The sequence below is a fragment of the Leptothoe spongobia TAU-MAC 1115 genome, assembly GCF_018739885.1.
Lineage (GTDB): Bacteria > Cyanobacteriota > Cyanobacteriia > Phormidesmidales > Phormidesmidaceae > Leptothoe > Leptothoe spongobia.
Map to the genome: position 1 here is coordinate 92050 of NZ_JADOES010000002.1, position 20309 is coordinate 112358.

Annotated in this window: 8 protein-coding genes; 5 read left to right on the forward strand and 3 right to left on the reverse strand. The window is 46.9% G+C overall.

The window, feature by feature from the left end:
* The first annotated feature begins 93 nt into the window (after window positions 1–93).
* Entirely contained in the window at window positions 94–3285 is a 3192-nt protein-coding gene (locus IXB50_RS01245; RefSeq protein WP_215607116.1) for an ATP-binding protein, read from the forward strand.
* Window positions 3286–3994: 709 nt separating this feature from the next.
* Here IXB50_RS01245 and IXB50_RS01250 read toward each other — a convergent pair.
* On the reverse strand, window positions 3995–9637 hold the full coding sequence (locus IXB50_RS01250) for a hybrid sensor histidine kinase/response regulator (protein ID WP_215607117.1): 5643 nt from the start codon (window positions 9635–9637) through the stop codon (window positions 3995–3997).
* 559 nt (window positions 9638–10196) lie between these two features.
* On the opposite strand from IXB50_RS01250, the gene IXB50_RS01255 reads away from it, so the two are divergent.
* The 4 genes from IXB50_RS01255 (at window position 10197) to IXB50_RS01270 (ending at window position 13866) form a co-directional block, all read left to right on the forward strand.
* Complete coding sequence (locus tag IXB50_RS01255; protein ID WP_215607118.1) at window positions 10197–10976, forward strand: calcium-binding protein; 780 nt, start codon at window positions 10197–10199, stop codon at window positions 10974–10976.
* A 167-nt stretch (window positions 10977–11143) separates the two neighbouring features.
* Complete coding sequence (locus IXB50_RS01260; RefSeq protein ID WP_215607119.1) at window positions 11144–11464, forward strand: calcium-binding protein; 321 nt, start codon at window positions 11144–11146, stop codon at window positions 11462–11464.
* 269 nt (window positions 11465–11733) lie between these two features.
* Window positions 11734–12570, forward strand: coding sequence for a Coq4 family protein (locus IXB50_RS01265; protein ID WP_215607120.1), 837 nt, complete (start codon window positions 11734–11736; stop codon window positions 12568–12570).
* Between the two features lie 75 nt (window positions 12571–12645).
* On the forward strand, window positions 12646–13866 hold the full coding sequence (locus tag IXB50_RS01270) for a sulfotransferase family protein (protein WP_215607121.1): 1221 nt from the start codon (window positions 12646–12648) through the stop codon (window positions 13864–13866).
* Between the two features lie 148 nt (window positions 13867–14014).
* On the opposite strand, the gene IXB50_RS01275 is transcribed toward IXB50_RS01270, so the two are convergent.
* Complete coding sequence (locus IXB50_RS01275; protein WP_215607122.1) at window positions 14015–15988, reverse strand: hypothetical protein; 1974 nt, start codon at window positions 15986–15988, stop codon at window positions 14015–14017.
* A 49-nt stretch (window positions 15989–16037) separates the two neighbouring features.
* Window positions 16038–20306, reverse strand: coding sequence for a DUF6603 domain-containing protein (locus IXB50_RS01280; protein WP_215607123.1), 4269 nt, complete (start codon window positions 20304–20306; stop codon window positions 16038–16040).
* Window positions 20307–20309 lie beyond the last annotated feature (3 nt).

The window sequence follows — 20309 nt, forward strand, 5'->3', positions numbered from 1 at the left end:
ATACCGCACTGAACCTTTAAATTCATGCGTCATTCTAAAAACACTAAGCTAAGTCTCCGTCAGACTCTTGTAGTCTCATTTGTTGTACAAATCATGGCAGCAGTTGGATTGACCGGCTGGCTCTCATTCCGGAATGCTCAAAAGTCGGTAGATGACCTGGTGAATCAGATCAGCGATGAGGTAACGACAGGTGTGGAAACCCATATTAAAACCTTTGCTGATACTCCTTACCAGTTTTTACAAGTTAATGTGGCAGCGATTCAAGCTGGCTATTTTGATTTGACCAACTATGATGCCATGGCCCGCTACTTTTGGGAACAGATCCAAATTTCTGAAGCGGTACCCTATATTTATTTTGGTAACCCTGACGGAGATTTTGTGGGCGTTTGGCGTGAAACGGATGATCTCACCACACTGCGAATTAAAGATCAGCGTCAGGCCCCTAGTCGAGACATTTATCAATTGGATCAGCAGGGTAATCGCAAGACATTGCTCAATCAAGATCGGTTTGATCCGAGAACACGGCCCTGGTACCAGGCTGCTGTAAAGGCTGAACAGTCCACCTGGTCACCGATTTACGTATTTGCGAATCCGCCTCGCCTGGGCATTACCCATGCCGTGCCAGTGGGTGCAGATAATCTTTTGGGCGTACTGGCAGTAGATTTGACCCTGTCCAATATCAGTGATTTTTTACGCCAGTTGGATGTCAGTGCCAATGGTCAGGTCTTTATTATTGAGCGTTCAGGTAATATTGTTGCTAGTTCAGTCACAGAGCCGCCATTTCTAAAGGTGGATAAAAAAGAGGAACGGCTGGCAGCTGCCCAAAGTAGTCATCCCTTAATCCAGGCGGCTACCCAAGATTTACTGCGGCAATTTGACAATTTTGATCAGATTAGGACAAGTCAGCGGCTGACGTTCAAGTTGGATGGGCAGCCACAATTTCTCCAAGTCACCCCGATTCGGGACGGTCGTGGGTTGGATTGGCTCATGGTGGTGGTGATTCCCAAGGCCGACTTCACTGCCCAGATCGATACAAATACTCGGAATACGCTGCTTTTGTGTGCGATTGCCCTTGCGATCGCTACCCTATCCGGCATTGTTACCGCCCGCTGGATTACTGCCCCAGTGATGGACATTGCCCAAGCCTCTGAGAAATTAGCCAAAGGCGACTTAGAGCAGCAAATAACCCCCAGCCTGATTACGGATATTGATACCCTAGCTGGGGCATTTAATGAAATGGCCAGCCAGCTCAAAACCTCTTTCGAGGCCTTGCAACAGAGTGAAACCACCAACCGAGCCATTGTTGAGACCATTCCAGACTTACTCATTCAGGCTAGAGGAGATGGTACCTATATAGATATTGGCCATGAGCGCTTACAGGGGATATATGGCGTCAAAAAATTTTTACCAGGTAAAACGGTGGCAGACTCATTACCCCCTGAGTTAGCCAAGAAACGCCAACACCATATTCAGCAGGCATTACAAACCGGGCAACTACAAATCTATGAGCATCAAATCATAGTCGATGGTCACCCCCAAGATGAAGAGGTGCGCATTATCGTGCTTGGGGAAGACCAAGTGTTGATCATGGTGCGAGATATCAGCGCTCGCAAACAAGCCGAAAACGCCTTAGCCCAGGCTAATCAAGTACTAGAACAAAAAGTGGCCGAGCGCACCACATCCCTGACGAAAAGTCAGAAGACCTTAGAAAAAAGCAACCGAGAACTGAGAGCAACCCTACAAACCTTAAAGGCAACTCAAGTAGAACTCCAGCAAGCTAAGGAAAAGGCAGAAAGTGCCAACCGAGCAAAATCAGAGTTTTTAGCGAATATGAGCCATGAACTCCGGACACCGCTCAACAGTATTATTGGTTTTACTCAAATTCTAGGTAAAGATACCTCCTTTAAGCCAGAGCAGCAGCAGCGTCTGACCATTATCAACCGCAGTGGTGAGCATTTACTGTCGCTGATCAACAATATTTTGGAAATGTCCAAAATCGAAGCAGGTCAGATTGTGCTCAATGCTAAATATTTTGATCTGCATGCAATTTTGCAAGATATTCAAGGAATGTTTTGTCTTAAGGTCCAAAATAAGGGGCTGCAGTTTCGGATCGAACCTGACGCTCATTTACCCCGGCAAATCTACGCCGATGAAGGGAAGTTGCGCCAGATACTGATTAACCTGGTGGGTAATGCGGTGAAATTTACCGAAAAAGGATCAGTCGTTATAAAAGCCAGGGTGGAGACTCCTAATGCTAGTCAACCGATGCTTTACTTAGAAATAGAAGACTCGGGTCTCGGCATTCCCAGGGAGGATTTGGAGCAATTATTTATTCCCTTTGAACAAACGACAGCGGGGCACAAGATTAAGCAGGGTACTGGGTTAGGGCTCTCCATTACAGATAAGTTTGTCAACCTGATGGGGGGAGAGATTAGTGCTAACAGTCAGGTCGGTGTAGGCACTTGTTTTCGTGTTTCTCTGCCGGTTGAGATTGCTGATAGTGACGAATTTCCGGTGCAACGTTTCAACGCCAAGGTGGTGGGGGTCGCTCCAGGCCAACCCGACTACCGCATACTGATTGTGGATGATGAGCCGGATAATTGTCTGGTGATGTTAGATTTACTAACGCCAGTGGGATTTTCGGTGCGTCAGGCAAGTAATGGACAAGAGGCGATAGACATCTGGCAAGCATGGCAGCCCCATTTGATCTGGATGGATTTGAGAATGCCTGAGATGGATGGGTATGAGGCGACGCAATGGATTCGAGCAGCGGTGGAGAGGTTAGGGGGGGCAGGGGAAGGAGAAGGAGAAGGAGAAAAGTCAAACGTCAAAAGTCAAAAGTCAAAACTTCCCATTATTATTGCTTTGACGGCTAGTGTGTTTGAGGGTAAGCAAGATTTAATGCTACAGGCTGGGTTTGATGACTTTGTGCTCAAGCCGTTTCAGGAAGAGCGTATTTGGGAGAAAATTGGTGAGCATTTGGGGACTGAGTTCATTTATGACTCGGTTAGTGAGTCATCTAATCCGATCAGTGCTACAACGGCTGCGCCGGTAACCACGGATGAGTTAGCGGCTGCGCTAAATGTTATGTCTGCTGAGTGGGTGCAGGAGCTCAAACAAGCGGCTAGCTATCTTAAGGGGAAACGGGTAAAGCAGTTGCTGAGTCAGATCTCAGTGGCATCCAATAGTGCTTTGAAGGAAAGGGGAGGTGCCATTGTTGCTCGCCTCAATGCCCTGGTTGAGAATTATCAGTTTGATGAGATTATTAACTTGTTAGAGGATTAATTTTTCTCTATTACAATAAGTAGGTGATCATACACAACTTGGAAGGTTATGAATAGAGAAAAATTAAAGCCGTTATTTTCAAGGCTGTGATTAAAGTGTTGGTTAGAGTCAAAACCGGCTGCTTGGGGTCCCTTCGAGTTCCCCAAACCCCCTGACTAGGGCGGAAACCGCCGCCCTAGAACCCACGGTACTGGAGGATTACGATTGATTGCGACATGGTTGAGAGGTGGTCGGTAGAGCGGTTTAGAATTTTACGCTCGGTCGCGCAAAATTCTAAAAAGGGTTATTCCATCGATGTTTTTCTAATCGATGCTCAAAGAGTTTTTTTACAGAGTTTTGATTCTCTGTCCCAAGAAAGCCTAACAAGAAAATTAGACACCTTATCTTTTACGATGTGGAGCGAATGCGGAGCAGCGTAACTCACCTAACCGACCACCCATATCAATGATTGTAGCCGTTAACCCATACTCTCTTGTGCGAGGGGTCTGGGGAAGTTGAGTTCCCCAGATCAGGAGGGGTTCGGGGAGGAAAGCCCTGAGCGACCCTTTTCTCTATGTGCCGATGCTTAACCTTCCAAGTCGTGTGATCATAATTATTTGTAGGATTTGTAGGATGTGTTAGCGGTAGCGTAACGCATCAATTCCTTGCCATACTACAGGAGCTAACTCCTTACCTGTTCAGAATTTCCCGGCTTAAATTGATACCCCAACTAAGCTAGATCAGCTGACAAAAGGGCAGTGAGTTGAGCGTAGTCATAATTTTCGGCGAGTTCCTTCAAATGATTAGCCACGGCTACGTCAGACTCTGGCAGTTGATCCAACAGTTTCATCACCTGGCGACCATTAAGTCGCTGTGAGGCTTGTTTGATATCGGTTAACCAGCCTGCAGGCATAGTGGACAGGGCTTGGATAATGGCACTAGATGGGACCAGGTCGTTGGTACCCTGGGCCAGGTCCCCTAAAGCTTGCACGGTGGGTGCGGCTGCACGATTGATGGCTGGGACAGCAGGGTCTAATATGACTTCTGGTATTATTTCTGGGGGCAATGATTCCAGTTCCTCAGCGGTACTTTGGCTCTGAACTGTGAAAGCAAATACCGTTCCTTGTCCGAGTTGGCTGGTAACCCGAAACTCTCCTCCCATTAGTTTGACAAACTGTTCACTAATAGATAAACCTAACCCAGTGCCTGTTTTGGATTTAGTTCCACTGTCGGTTTGTTCAAAGGGTACAAATAATTTGGGTAGTTCATCGGCGGCAATGCCTTCGCCGGTATCTTCCACACTAAATTCTAAGCATGGCTGATTAACCTCAAGGCAAGGACGCACTCGCACACCGATGTGGCCTTGATTCGTGAATTTGAGTGCATTACTCAGGAGATTTAACAAGACCTGACGGATCTTTTTCTCATCACCGATAAACTGGTGCGGGACATCTGGGGCAGTCTCTATAAAAAATTGTAATCCTTTCTGTTCCACCCGTAGCTGAAAGAGCGCCTGAATGGTTTCTGTTAATTGACCAATCTCAAATAGACTCTCGTTTAAGGGTTGTTTACCCGCTTCTAGTTTAGAAAGTTCCAAGATGTCATTGATCAAGTTCAGCAGGTGCTCCCCACTATGGCGAATCAGATTCAAGCGTTTCTGGTGAGTTTCTGTCAGGTCTGCATCCCTAGCCATAATCTGACTAAAGCCAATAATCGAGTTGAGGGGTGTGCGTAACTCGTGGCTCATGTTGGCCAGAAACTTGCCTTTAGCCTGGCTGGCCATCTCGGCCTCATCCCTGGCAAACTTAAGTTCAACAGTGCGTTCAGCTACTTTTTGCTCCAGGGTGGTATAAAGCTGTGAGTTTTCCAATGAGATGGCAATTTGGGTGGAGAGTAGACTCAAAACCTGCAAACGATCATGGGTAAAAGCGCTTTCCACTAGATTGTTTTCTAAGTACAACACCCCGATCAGTTTCCCCTGATGCACTAGAGGTGTACAGAGAACAGATTTGAGCTGGTGCTGCTGAATGTAAGGATCTTGGGCAAAGTCGGCAAATTGCTCAGCGGCATCGGGTGCGATCGCATTGGCTAATACCACACTATTCTGGGTGCGCACCACATAGTTAAACAGTCCCATGGGAATCCGTCCTGCCAAAGGGACTCCCATCAGTACTCGAATGGGGGTATTAATCTCTCCAGTGGCTTCGATCGTAAACTGTCCTTGGGTTTCAAGGATCAGATGGGCGGTCTGCGCTCCAGCATTTTCCATCACCACCGTCATCAGCTGAGACAATAGTTTTTCCAGTACAATTTCTTGACCAATGGATTGAGTCGCTTTCAGCAGGGACTGGAAGTCTAAGGTTTCTGTACCCGATGAGAGGCTAAATTCTACCGCCGTAGACTGGGCATTAAAAATGGATGATCGAGTTGTTTGGGTAGGCGTTGCTAACAGGTTAGGATATCGCTGCTGTAGCTGTTTTACCTTGGCCTGGGCACCCCAGAGTTGATAGGCATACTGAGCTTTGCGCAGATAGCTCTGGGCAAATTCTCGTTTGCCCTGGGCCAGCCAAAATCGAGCCGCTAGTTCATTCGTCAGTCCTTCTTCTTGAACAAATCCCTGAGCAGCGGCAGCCGATATGGCCCGATCGTAATGTTCATAAGCATGCCAGGGACGATTATGCAGACGAGCCAGTTCTGCTTCCACTAGCCATACCTTATGGAGAAAGTTGTCTGGACAGCTGTCCGCCCAGCCTTGAAGTTCTTGTTGCAGGGTCGTAATTTCTGCAAGGTAGTCAGTTTGTTGCTGGGGCGCAGCATCTGGATATAGCTGCATCAGGATCAGGGTAGTATAAAGCGTTAATTCTGCATTGGATACCACTCCGAGAATATAGCTCTGATGCTCCTTAGCTTGTCGAGCATAATTCAGCGCCTGGTCAAATTGTCCGGCCAAATACCCCACAATGGCCTGAAGGATATAATAACGGCAGAGACCACTAAAGCTTTTGTTGGCTTGACACGTTTGCCCATAGGTTTCTCCGTCTGGATGGGTTGTTAACAAGGGGTGCCCTTCTCCAGCGGTTGTTAGTAGTTGTTCTAGGGCTAATTCATAGCCCCGTAATGCATCGATGGCCCACTGATTTTTATGCTGGCGACAGAATTGTAACGACTTCTGTAACTCTGTTGCTAACTCCTCTAGATTTTTACCTTGGAAGAATAGATTAGAAACTCGATAGCTGATGGTATAGCCCACATATTGTAATTCTCCAGATTCCAATCCGGCCTGGGCTCCGGTCTGGTTAATGGCGTCCGCCTGGTTTACATGCTTCACCCAGGAATGGACAAAGTTGCTCAAAATAAAGCAGGCCCGTGATTGTTGCGTCAGATCATCGTAGCGTTCACTCAAGGCGAGCGCCACTTCACAAGCGTCATAGCTGTCACCATAGTTTTTCAGCACCGAACCCAGCAGGGTGCCATAGTTGGAATATCCATAGCAGGACTCGGCTACATTGCCGTATTTCAGGAATAGGTTAATGGAAAGTACCACCACAATTTGCCAGATGGTTTGGTTATAGCGATAGGCCGCCGACCCCAGGTTCGAGAGGATTTTAACGGCCAGTTTTTGTTCCGGTTCAACAATCTCAGGTAAATCGATCAAGGCGCGAATGGAGCGGCTGCCTAACTGGGTTTGAATCTGTCGGTATCCCTGGTTAAAGGCGGCTGTAAAGTTATCCTCTGGAAAGTCAATGTCAAAAAGTTTTAGCGCCTGCCGACCATACTCCAGAGCCATGGCATACTCAGTTTGAACAGTAGACTGCACTACCAGTAAGTTGTAGGCCTCGGCTCGTTCGATAACAGTTTTTCCTTGCTCTAAAACAGTCTCTAAAATTTGACGAGAGACATCGAAATTTCCCAACAGGTACTCTACCTCAGCCTGGGCTTGATGCAGGGCTAGCGTGAGTGGGTAATGATCTTGCCAACTAGCGACCGGCAAACACTCTAGGCCAATGCAGAGATAGGTGTGAGCAGGTTCGTAAGCAATGGCCCCCTTGGCCTTTTGAGCTGCCTTTAAGTTGAGCTGAGCCAGGTCCAGAGGAAAATCAGCCTGGGTGTTTTGGGTCCGTCCCAGGTTCAGGTGCCGCACAATATCCGGCAGCTTTTCGTTCCATTCAGCCTCAGGGGTCGTTTGTTTGAGCAGTTGTCCAATGGAAAGATGGCGCTGCTGCTTTTGGGTATCGTCCATGGCATCATAGGCGGCCTGATGCACTCGATCGTGTAAGAAGCGATAGTCTTGTATGAGCAAACCCACATCGGGATCTGAGGTGGTTAAAATCAACCCGGCCCGAACGGCTATCATCAGGGATTGAGCCAGCTCTGAGGCCGTTTTCCCAGACACAATGGTGAGGGTGTGGAGCTCAAAGGTGGTGCCGATACAGGCGGCATCCCAGAGTACCTGCTGAGTTGGGTGGGGTAGCTTTTGCAGCTTAGCCATCATTAACTCCACCACATTGTCAGTGATGTTTTGGGCTTGAATGGTGGGAATATCCCATTGCCACTGACCCTGGCGAGGACTGAAATAAAGCAGATTGTCAGTGGCTAGGGTCTTGAGAAATTCATTAATAAAGAAGGGATTGCCATTGGTTTTAACGGTAATCAACTGGGCCAGGGGGAGCACCGTTGCCGGATGATCACAGCGAAAGGTCTCGGTCAGCAGTGTCTGGATGTGAGTCACCGACAGGGGCGATAATGTCAGCTCATGGACTTGCAGTCCCTCATCCTGCAGCGCCTGTAGGGTGTGCATTAAGGGATGGGTGGAACTAACCTCGTTATCGCGATAAGCCCCGATTAATAGATGAGATTTCAGCTCAGGATTGGTCAAAATGAGCTGGATGAGCTGGAGACTGGCGGTATCGGCCCACTGTAAATCATCGAGAAAAATAACCAGGGGATGGGTGCGATCGCTAAATACCTGGATAAAACGTTGAAACACCAGGTTAAAGCGGTTGCGAGTTTCCGTTGGACCCAACTGGGCAACGGCAGGTTGGGGACCGAGGATCAACGCCAGATCGGGAATGACCTCCACAATCACCTGACCATTTTTACCCAGGGCCTGGGTGAGTTTGGCTTTCCAGTCCTGGAGACGGGCCTCGTCTTCAGTCAATAACAGCCTGATTAAATTTTTAAAGGCATCTGTTACCGCAGAATAAGGGGTATCGCGCTGAAGCTGGTTAAATTTACCCGTGATAAAGTAGCCTTTTCTTTCAGTAATGGGCTTATGGATTTCCTGTACCAGTGCTGACTTACCAATGCCAGACTTACCCGTTACCAACAGCAGTGCAGTCTTTTCTGTCTGGGTGACCTGATCAAAAATCTGTAGCAATTGGTCCACTTCAGCACTACGACCATAGAGCTTCTGGGGAATTCTCAGTTGGTGAGAGCGATCCTGACTCGCTAGCGTAAACGACTGCACAGTGCCTGTCGTCTCTAGCTGATCTAAGCAGCGTTCTAAATCTGCCTGGAGTCCCTGGGCACTTTGGTATCGATCTTCTGCTGTTTTTTGTAGTAACTTTGAGACAATGTTGGCAACAACCGTTGGGATCTCGGGGCAATGTTCCTGCAGAGAAGGAGGGGCCTGGGCTAAATGCTGGTGCAGGAGTTCCAGACGATCGTTAGCCCAAAACGGGAGTCGTTGGGTCAACAGCTCATAAAATGTCACCCCTAGGGAATAAAAATCCGTACGGTAGTCTAGAAATCGATTCATGCGACCCGTTTGTTCAGGCGAAATATAGGCCAGGGTCCCTTCCACCACGTCTGAACGTTCTAGACGAATGCTGGTCTGAGGCAGTTGGGTGGCAATGCCAAAGTCAATGATTTTGACCTGTCCCGATGCCGCATTAAAAACAATATTGGCAGGGTTGATATCTTTGTGAATAACATTGGCATTGTGGATATATCCCAGGGCCTGGGCGATTTTAATGGCCAGGGGCAAAAACACCTGTAAAGGCATGGGTCCTGCCTTGAGATGGCTGCGCAGGGACTCTCCACCGAAGTCCTCTAATATGATGGCCTGGGTCTTTCCATAGGGTTCTAGTCCGTAGGCTTGAATAATAAACTGAGCGGCATCAGGGGAAGACGTTGCATGATCGTGATCAGACTGGTTGCGGACACTGTCCGTCAGGTAGTGAATGATGTCATATTCTTGACGAAAACGCGCTAGCACCTTTGGCGGTGGATACTCTTGCCTGAGTTGTTTAATAATGACAGACGTTTTATCCTTCAGCCCCTGGGTGTCAGCCTGCATCGTTGCCCGATAAACCAGAGCATGGGCGCTTTCGTGGAGTTTAGCGTGGATGTGATAGGGAGATGATTGAAGCAAAGCACCATACTCCGTAACAGGTTGCTGTCATAGACCGGGGATAGCTTAAATCATACTGAACTTTCATATTCTTAAACCTGAAGTAATACGAAATCCTGACTGATAGCACCCGATATCGAAGGGCACCCACAAAGGGATGTCCCTACAGCATTGGCGTAAGCGTTCAGTAAAACGTGGCTTTGGTATCCATCAGAAGATTGCTTAATAGGCCTAATCTCATTGAAAATGTTATCTTGACTCCGATTCGAATACCCCGATTGGCGTTAATCAATCGGGGTTCAATTATTTAAAGACACAACAGCTTACCCCGTATCTGTTGAATCTACCTTCTCTTTCTAAAAGTGTGATCTACTCCATCCCCCTGCTATGTAATAGATCACCAGTTACTCCAAACTCTGCATAAACCTGACTATTTCCCTGAATAAACCTGAACATTCCAGTATTTTTTCTACCAGCCATTTCCATCATCATTAACCCATACCGAATAAGTGAAGGCCACCCCTAAATCATTCGGTTTGTCACAGCATTTTCAAGACAAAAACTTTAAGGAGTCACACAAATGTCTTTTGTAATAGGCGACGCTCTTCTAGAAAGCACTGTTGAATATCCCATTGTCACGGGCACCGATTTGGATGAAACAATTATCGGAGTCGATATTAATGATGTACTTCGAGGTGGCGGTGGTAATGATTATATTTTAGGTGGTGCAGGTAATGACACCATTGAAGGCGAGGGCGACCATGACACTCTTTTTGGCGAAGAGGGAAGCGATAATATCTATGGTGGTGAAGGCAATGATAGGATCTTTGGTGGCTTAGGGAATGATGGCCTTTTTGGCAATGAAGGCAATGACACCATCAAGGGCGGTGAAGGCAATGATTTTCTGTCTGGCGATCAGGGCGCGGATGAGCTCAGAGGAGAGATGGGAGACGATATTCTCTCGGGTGGCAGTGAGAATGATCTTCTCCGAGGCGGCAAAGGAGATGATCGGCTGCTTGGTGGTAGTGAAAACGATATCTTGATTGGTGGCAGTGGTACAGACACCTTAACCGGAGGCAGTGGCCAGGATACATTTGTATTCAAGGGGAAAGATTTGTACTATGACAGCGTTTTGAGATCCAGCACAACAGACGTGATTACTGACTTCAGTGTGACTGAAGGAGATATGCTCCAGATCGATCAAGATGCATATCAGATTCGCTCAATGGACGACTTCTTTACAGTTAGCTTAGGCGGTGGTGATGTTCTCTTGGGATATCGAGGCATTGAAATAGCAGTCTTCGAAGGGGGCATAGAGGGCAGTTATGCAGGTATCAGCGAGCTAGTCACCTTGGTGTAATGATTCTGTCCTTATCATCCACACCGCATAACAACTGAGCGCTTAGTTGTTATGCGCTCAGCAACTGGTAAATATCAAAGTAGAAAGATGTTGACTTTATCACAACCAGTCAAAGTATCTAGAAAGAGCGCAAAAGTTAATGCCCCAACTGTTGGAATTGATACTCTATGCAATACCAATCGCTTTGTGGTAGCGATAACTATTTCAGAACTTCGAAGGGAGATGATTATCTCTTTGGTGGCAATGGCGATGACTTTCTCTTTGGGGCTCGGGACAATGATATTTTACTAGGTGGTAATGGCGATGATATCGTGAATGGCCGCAAAGAGGATGATATTCTCATTGGCGGTCATGGTGCAGACATGTTTGTCTTTAATAAAGCTGTGGATGCTGGGATTGACGCATTCTTGACTTTGACTATGGTGAAGGCGATCGCATCCAGATTGACCAGGACAGGTTTGGTATCGGCAGTAAGACCACCGACGTGACCTTTAATGCTGCGACGGGTGAGTTGTTTGTGGCTGGAGTGGGGAATGCGATCTCAATCCTGGAAAATCAATCTGGTTTTGCAGTGGATACCAGTGTTGTACTGGTTTAGTGTGATCCACCTCAATCCTCTGCCATAACAAAGATCACCCATTTCCCAAACACCTGAATAAACCTGATCTTTTTTCTGAATATATCCGAACTTTTCAGGATTTTTTCCACCAAAGTCTTTTGCCACAGTAGGAGTGGCGAAAGATGGAGACCCAAAAGTATGACTTCCTTCAGCTCTTCTATTTCTGATATCTATGACATTAAATCTCTAAATAATTACGACATCCAAAGAGCAAATGATAATCCTCCTGAAGCCAGCTTGGCTAGCCGAGGTGCCTACGAATATTCAAATCAAGTTGTTAATCCTTTCCGTTTTGCTCGCTCTTGCTGGCGCGTAATTCAAGATTTATCACGCACTGAGGACTTTATTATTCTTCAAGCTACATTTGCCCAGTCAAGATGGTTATCATGGCTTGCTAAATGGGACCAGGTTACCCAACAACTATCCAGCGATGTTCGGATTAAACATGCGCTAGAGACACGTCCGCGTCTAGGCTGGATTGACTTGACTAGATTGGCAGAACTGCCGCCAGGCAGCTTGGGCAAAACGTTGGCAGAACACATGACTCAAAAAGAACTAAATCCTAATATCGTTGCACCACTACCTGCTGTGGATGCGGCTAGTTTTGTCATGGCACATTTTGTAGAAACCCATGACATCTGGCATGTGGTGACAGGATATGGCAGCGATAAGCTAGGTGAAATCTCTTTATTTGCTTTCTATGCGGCTCAGTTTCAGACAGCACCACACATTATTTTGGGGCTGGGTGTAATGTTACTAAACACCATCTTTTTCCAACCATCTAATTTTCGACAACGATTAGATGCGTTCCAATTAGGTTGGCGGACAGGGATGTCGGCGAACTCCCTTTTTGGTTACGATTGGGCCCAGCAATGGAGTAGGCCGTTACCAGAAATCCGTAAAAATCTATGCCTGCCAGAGCATCCCACTGTCGTTGGGGAAGGTATTCAAACTGCGGCAAGAGCGACTCTGTAATAAATCTTTCAATGTCCTCTGGCAAAAGTACGATATTTCTTGATCTAGGATTTATCCCGTGACCTGTCCTAAATTATGACCCAACAAACGCTACGCTCTACCCTGGAAAATAATCAATCCCCTTGGTGGGTGCAATGGATCAATTGGGGCGGTCATAACCTGGAAAAATTAGGCATTCAACCTGTTCAGTTCTCCGAGGCCGTCTTACTCGCCACAGCCCAGAAGCATACTCAACTATCAGACTGGGGTGATGAAGCCTTTAGGGAAGGGCTGCAAACCTTAATCAAGGCGCTTAATCAAGAAGCTAACCTCAGCTTGATAGGACGATTATTAATCCGCAAACAGCTGGTCCGCTTACTGAAAAATCGTCTAACAATTCAGGCAACGCTTAAGCAACATCCAGATATTCTAGAGTTATCTATTCAAAGACCCTTAATCATTACTGGGTTACCTAGAACGGGTACTACCTTTCTGCAACGATTGTTGGCCCAGGATCCAAAATTTCGCTGGCTCCGTTTTTGGGAACTCATAGCCCCCTGTCCTCCACCCATACAGGCGAATGTCAACACGGATCCACGGATTCAATCAGGCCAGCGTTTGATACAGCAATATCAAACACTGGCCCCTGCCATTTCTACGGCCCATCGCATAGATGCTGAAATCCCAGAAGAAGAAAACCATCTATTTGAACACGCCTTTGCCAGCGTTTTGTTTGAGTTGCGATCGCATATTCCCACCTATGATCAGTGGCTGCAGCAAAAAGATATGGTGTCTGAGTATGGGTATTTTCGGCAACAACTCCAGTTACTCAGTTGGCAGTGGTCAGGGCAATGGCTACTTAAAGCCCCTGCTCACTTAGGAAGTTTGGATGCATTGTTTACCGTTTTTCCCGATGCCTGTGTCGTGCAAACACATCGAGATCCCTGCACAGTCATGCCATCAATTTGCAGTTTGGCAGCCATTATTCACAGTGTCTATTCGGATAGAATAGACACTGCCCAAATCGGTCAAGATTGGCTGAAGATTTTGACCCACCATTACCATCAAGGACATCGTTTTCGGCAACAACATCCGGATGTCCGCATTTGCGATGTGGATTACAATAGATTGGTCCACAATCCACTAGCAACCGTCCGGCAAATCTATGAATTCTTTGGCGATCAGTTGAGTGATACGGCGGCTCACGCCATGGAGCAATCGCTGACGCGTAATTCTAAGCTAAATAAAGCTTCCCATCGTTATTCGTTAGAACAATTTGGGTTGACTGCGGCCCAAGTTAATGAAAGCTTTTCATAAGCACTAACCCTGACAGGGTATCAACGTAAAGCAAGACATTTTCCTAAGGACAGAATACTCTCCGAGAAGAGGAAAGTTCTACAGGAGTCAGGATTTCCTGGCTTAAATTGATACCCTTCTATTCCAAATCCTTATTTCGCAAAAGACTTCAAGTACTGATAGATAATCTCACTTTCTCTGCACCTTGAATCATCTGCAAGGCAAATTGAGCCGCAGTAAAAGCATTCGATTCTTCTATCTCATTTTGAGTTTTCAACTCATTTTTAATTGCATCGACTAGATTATTAATGTTAACGACCTGTTTAGTCTCATCTTTCCACGGAATAGGTTGAACTTTCCAATCACCCATTTCTTGTCCATCTAGCTTTCTTAACTCTCGCCATAGCTCATCAGCATCGTCATTATTAAAACCAAAATGCAATCCCTCTGGTTTGAGTGATATATCAACTGTCCGAACTGCTCCGTCGAATAGGCAAACTAATACATCTTCTGAAAGGCGATCTTGACGTAAAATCTTTAACTTCTCATTCTGCTTCATTGGCCGCTCATCCAGTATAGAAGATTCGGAACCATCTATTTGTAAATCAGGCCAACCTGAAACGACGTCTGAGCGCATTAAAAACCCAGTGATCTTTTTAACTTTACTGGTTAGAGGATTATTCTTGCTATCTTCTTGTGCATCAGAGGCTTGTACTCTACCAATACTAAATGCACCATCCAGCAGTGATTCCACCCAAAACCAATCTAACCAGAAGAAACGGATTGATTCTGAGGGTAGCATCTGCTCATCGGGGACTAAGTAATTAAAGGGAACGCCAGATAACAGTCCTAGTTGCTCAAACCAGGTCTTAATATCGTTAGGAAACTCATTGTCAGCAGAGTTGCTACTAGCAGACTTACCATTATTATCAGTAAAGAGATGAGGGAAAAGTGCCTGCTGATTATTTTGGGCTAGTTTTTGGGCGTTGCTACGTTTCCAGTTAAAGAGGCTGATGGCAAATTGTTTATCTTGGAGAGCCAATAGTTGACCCAGTTGCCAGGCGGCTGCATAGGAGATATCAAATAATCCATTATTCGGATTGTAGGCAATGAGTTGGTCCGCACTGCGAACAGAGAGTTTAGAAAGACCTAAACTTGTCGAATTTTCCCCTGGAGCTAGAGGGCTATGGTACCAAGAAAGGGTTTTCCCGCCTTGTCGAAGATAGTGAGGTAATGGCACATATCCTTTGGTCAGATATTTATTGGCTTCAGCCTGATCGGATTCGGGTAGTCTGAGAGTATTTTTATCGAGATTTGTGAGTAGGGCTTGAAAATTTTGTTTGGGGTCAGAACAAGCAAAGCTCCAACTTTTGAGGACGACTAGACGAATAGAATCTTCATCTGTGGCATTTTGATGATCAAACTCGCCATTCTCTTTATAGCGACTTTCCAGGGAGACTAAATAGGCTGTGCTGCTCTGGTCTTTTTGGGGAAGCCGATTACTAATCACCACTGCTAAGGGGGCGTTGTTTTCCGTCTCTCCAGAGATTTTACGAACGTGAGCGAGATAGGATAGGTCTTGTGTGGTGGGCAATATCTCTAACAACAAAGTCTTGGGCACATCAATCACAGATACTTTATCGTCTGGCTCTTGCCCAGCTTCCAAGGTTATACCAGGCCATTTAATGGTATTAGTAGAAGGTTTCTGTAATTCTTTAAGGGTAACAATTTTAGTATTGCCAGGTTGAATTAAACTTTCTCCAGTTTGACCGTCTCGTCCTACCAGTTCACCCTCGTGAATCAGAATCAGGGCTAACCAAGGAATATCTTGAGAGCTGCCTGCATGAACTAATCTTTCCCAAGGCAGGGTGCTCCACTCTAGGGCAATGTGTGGGAGGATATGGGAATGATCGCCTAAGCTTCCGACTGGGGGAAAAACAGCGTGAATGTCTTGAGGGGCTAAAGTAAAGCGATCGCCTTGAACAACGAACGTGAGATTAGCGCTAAACTTATCGAGGGCATCATCAATTTTGACAGTTTGTTCGATCTCAATTTGATATTCTCCCGCATCTAAAGCGGTCTGATGATTTTGAATAAACTGTAGTTGACTCTTAGCTGTATTATCAGTAACTTTGGTACTCATGGTTAAAATTAGTCTTTCGAATTAGCAGTTCAAGTTAAGTATGAAAGGATTAAGTCATGGTTACTTCTAGTTGAGGCGCGATAACAAATGCTTGCTCCCTTCCTTTTTCGGTTTTGAAGTCTTCTAAATTAATATCGATGTCTGATAGTCCCAAGCTTTGTAGTAAACGATTCCTGGTATTTTCGACAGCTTCAGAGATGATGCTATGGCCAATCGTTTCTTGTCGGGTATCTTCGTCTGTTTCTTTGCTTTCTTTGCTGATTAAAAATGAACCCCACTGGTAGGCGTTATCTATTTTCTCAACATCATAAGCGAGGTTTTTACGCTCAATTGCCTGGGTCTTACCAGGTTTTGGAGGATTTGCAGGCCTGATGGTATATCCAGACAATACATTGTTGATAAATCTTTCTCGATTAGTGTCGTTGCTATTGGATTCTCCCCATAATGCGGTCGGAACATTTTTGACAATGGACTTGCATTTAAAGTGTTCTCCTACTTCTTGGTTATTCTTCTTGATGGAAATATGATAGCTAGACTGATTAAAGCCATCGCGTTTAACCTCCATGGGGGCAATTCCAAAAGCTTTTGTCGGAGGACTTTCGTCACTTTCTGCTAGAATTTCGCCAACGTCACCTGTTTTTATCGGAATGACGGAGCTAGTATTCAGAACGAATTCTTTGGGATTCACAATCCAGATTTCAGAGTCCCGTTCCCCCAGCTTACGGAGGAGCCCACTCTCAACAGCAATGGTGCAAACGTCTTGATCGGTAGGTAGGAAAGAATCCTTAAACTTCGTCCAACCGATAGGTGCTGGCTTCTTCTGAGAATAATTACCGAAGCGAACGGTAAAGGAAACAATATCCAGATCAATTTCTGCGATGCCTGAGAACTCTGGCCCCCAGATATGCAGGTCGGCTCCAACATCTACTGTGATCGTTTCACTAGCACCGAAAACCTTAAAGGTATAGGATCCACCAACATTTAAGGACATCCGAGCGTCGTAGAAGTAGGGCTGCCAAGAGACAATAAAATGGGCTTTGGCAATAAACCAGGCTTTGAGATTGCCTGACTTATAAACTGCTTCTAAGCTTCCGCCTGCCATAATGGCTGAGGCGGTGAGGGCGAAGTATATACTGCCTTTGACCGTCAACTCGTTACTAATGCGCCAGTTGAGGGCGAGGGGGTCAACCTTGGGATAGTGGGCAGGCACCTGGAAACGAGGATGGTAGCCACCCACTGTCAGGACAAAGTCTCCTGCGTGTTCGCCTTTAAACCAACAATAAAATGCAAATCCACCGCTGAGTCGGCAGGCTTGCTCAAAGAGGTAGGAACCGGGCAAGATTTTTCCTGCGACTGTGAGCGTGCCTTCGTCGGGGACAAAACGAGCGAGGATTCCTATACGGACTTTGGCAAGTGGTGGCGGTAGCGCATTTGGATCGATCCCTGGTGGAACGGGTGGGGAGATTAAGGTGGAGATACCCAGTAGATCGAGGGCAAATTGGTCGCCAATGGTGACAACTAACAGAACAAAGGATTCAATCAGCTTAAAAGAGGTAAACTTGATGCCGACTGCAAGAACAAGCTGTCCTACTTTTGGCGGGATATAGGGTTGCAGGTCTTGCTGAATTTGCATCAATTCCCCGACATTGGCATTGCCGCCGCTGAGGACGGCTCGCACGAGGGGAAATTCGCCAACCTCGTCGAGGGTGGGCATGATTAGACGACGGTTGTAGGCGAAACCGAGGGCTAGTCCGGTGACGAAGAAGAAGGCAGGTCCGCCGAGGGGTTTGTCGAGTACGCCATAGATGAAGAGGGAGGGATGGCCTTCAGCGGTGGTGGTGTAGGAACCGAGGGCAGATAGGGTAAAGGCTTCGGTTTTGATGATGACAATGCCGGAGTAGTCGTCTCTGCCATTGATGGTGGATCGGAGGAAGGCACCGCCAATGGAGACGGCTCCTTTACTTTCATAGCTGATGCCGATGCCTTGGAGATTAAATTGGGGTTTGAATTCTTTGAGAGAGGAACCGATGGATAAGCCATCGAGGGCTAGGGTGAGTCCGGCAGCGGAGAGGGAGGCGTCGAGGAGGAACCAGAGAACTGTATCTTTGTATTGGATGCCGACTCGGCCAAAGTATAGGGGACCAAAGGCTTTTTTGATAGGAAACCATTTGGTGTTGTCGGCTACGGGTACTGGCGTAGTTGAGGCTGCGGGAGCAGGCTCAATTGTTGATTGGTCGTCAGATGAGATAGGTAGGGCAAGCGCTTCGGTTGTGGAGCCCAATTGAAGGTTTGCCGATATGCTTAAACCCTTTCGAATCGCTGAGGCGTTGCTTACTTGTGCCTCGCTGGAGTGGGAGGGAAGTTTAGCACTACCGTCGGGGATGAGGGGATTGAGGGTATCGACTTGCTCTACCGTGAGTGCCTGAGACAGGATAAGGAACTTTAAACCATTGATGCTGACGGTTTGTTCTGGAGGGAATTTTGAACCCACGAGGGGGAGGTTAGAGAGATTAATTGCCGAAGGGGCCAGGGGCCGACTTGCAGCGAGGCCGAAGTAAAACTGCCACTTCGCCGTGGTGGTATTTTTGAAAGTCACAAAGACGGCATGGCCAAAATTAGCGGAGACGGCTTCGATAACCAAGGTTTTGCTGGCAAAGTCATAGGTGAATGAAGCCGCCTCTAAGGCAAGACTTATTTCGTCGGGGGTCTCCGGCACTTCTAAGTCAAAGGCAGAAGCAATATCTTCAAGTTCTAGGTAGTCGCCCTGAGTTTGCCAAGTCGCTCTGAGTTGAGCACCGACTGTTCCCAGGTCAAGCGTAAGGCTAAAGGCTTGGTCACCAATCGCAAGCGCGCCACTGAGGAAGATCTCATGGCTTGTGGGTGTCTTGGTAACGGATAGATAGAGCTGGGCCACTAGGGCTGTATCTAGGATGGGGAAGGCGGTTTCCACGCTGCCGTAGAAGCTATAGCTAAACGGTGAGCCTATGGCACTACGGGTAGCGCTGACACCAAAATCTGAAAATGCAATAGCGCGCAGCGATGCGGGGACGGATTCCTGGTTGCCCAGTAGCTCGCCAACAATTTTTCCTAGGCTAACTGCTCCGTAGTAGGAACCACTGACCGTACTCACTTGCCATGAGGTCTGTCTTTCTAGTCTTACAACAAAATCGAATTCGCCATCAAAAATGTTGGGAAGAAATTCGGCTTGGGCATCGATGTAGACCCGTGTCCAGTTTGAGCCCGTTGGGTCAATGGTCTCGATTCGTAAGGTTAATCCCTCTAGGACGAGAACATCAGATATGACGGACCAAGGCTGGAGGGTACTGATCGACAAACTTAAATAGCTGACCCTGGGATCAGGTTGGACAACCATGGCAAAGTTGTCCAGTCCGACATTGGCAAAAATGCTGGATAGTTCGCTAGGAATAAAACTTGTAAAACCACTGCCGCCTGGCAGGCTTTCAATCAGGCTATTGATGGAGCTTTGGTTGGGCAGCGGTTTTGTGCTGATACCCAAGGTTCTTCCTGACATGGGGATACCTATGGCGCAGGTCAGGGTGTTGTTGTATTCGGCTTCGACTAACAGATCAATATTTTGTAGAGGATTGTTTATATTGGCAGTGTCGATACGGACGGCGACGGCAGGATTTGCCAGGGTTAAGGCATTGGGTGCGACGCCGATACTGAAAGTGCCCGTTCCCAGCGGAGCTTTGATTGTTCCAACGGGCAGGTATTGACCATCTGTTGGGGTAAAGGGTCCGTAGAACTTGAAGGAATTGGGGCCGATCAGCGTGCCCAAGAGGTCACTAACGATCGAGAAGTTGTCGAGTGTAATATCAGCAAGAAAATTAAGACCTGGTTCAAGAGGGATGGTTTGGGAGGGATCGCCTGGCCATGGATAGGCTGTTTGTTCTGTGGTTATGAACACAAACTGTGCAGCAGAAAGGTTGAGATTTGAAAATGGGAAAATATCCAACCCATTAAAGCTATCGCTAAATTTCCATGCATCACTCATCGTGACGATAATAAGTGCCTGAAGTGAACCTGCAGACTCTGTAAAGGCGAGACCGATGTCCACGTTATCTTGATTGAGGACCGACGCTGTTCCCGCAGAAATTGTTAAAATGCCGTTTGAGGGAGCGGAAATATCGGTCGCGTTAACGCCTGTGAGAGTCAAATTGACGTCGGCTTCTAGTCCAAAGGCAGCACGAATATTGGCCAACACATCAGTCGAGAACACGGTGCTATCGAGAGCGATGGTTGAGTTTGTCGCAGCCTGTGCCTTTAGGTTACTTGCAAGTGTATTTAGGTTAGCCATGCT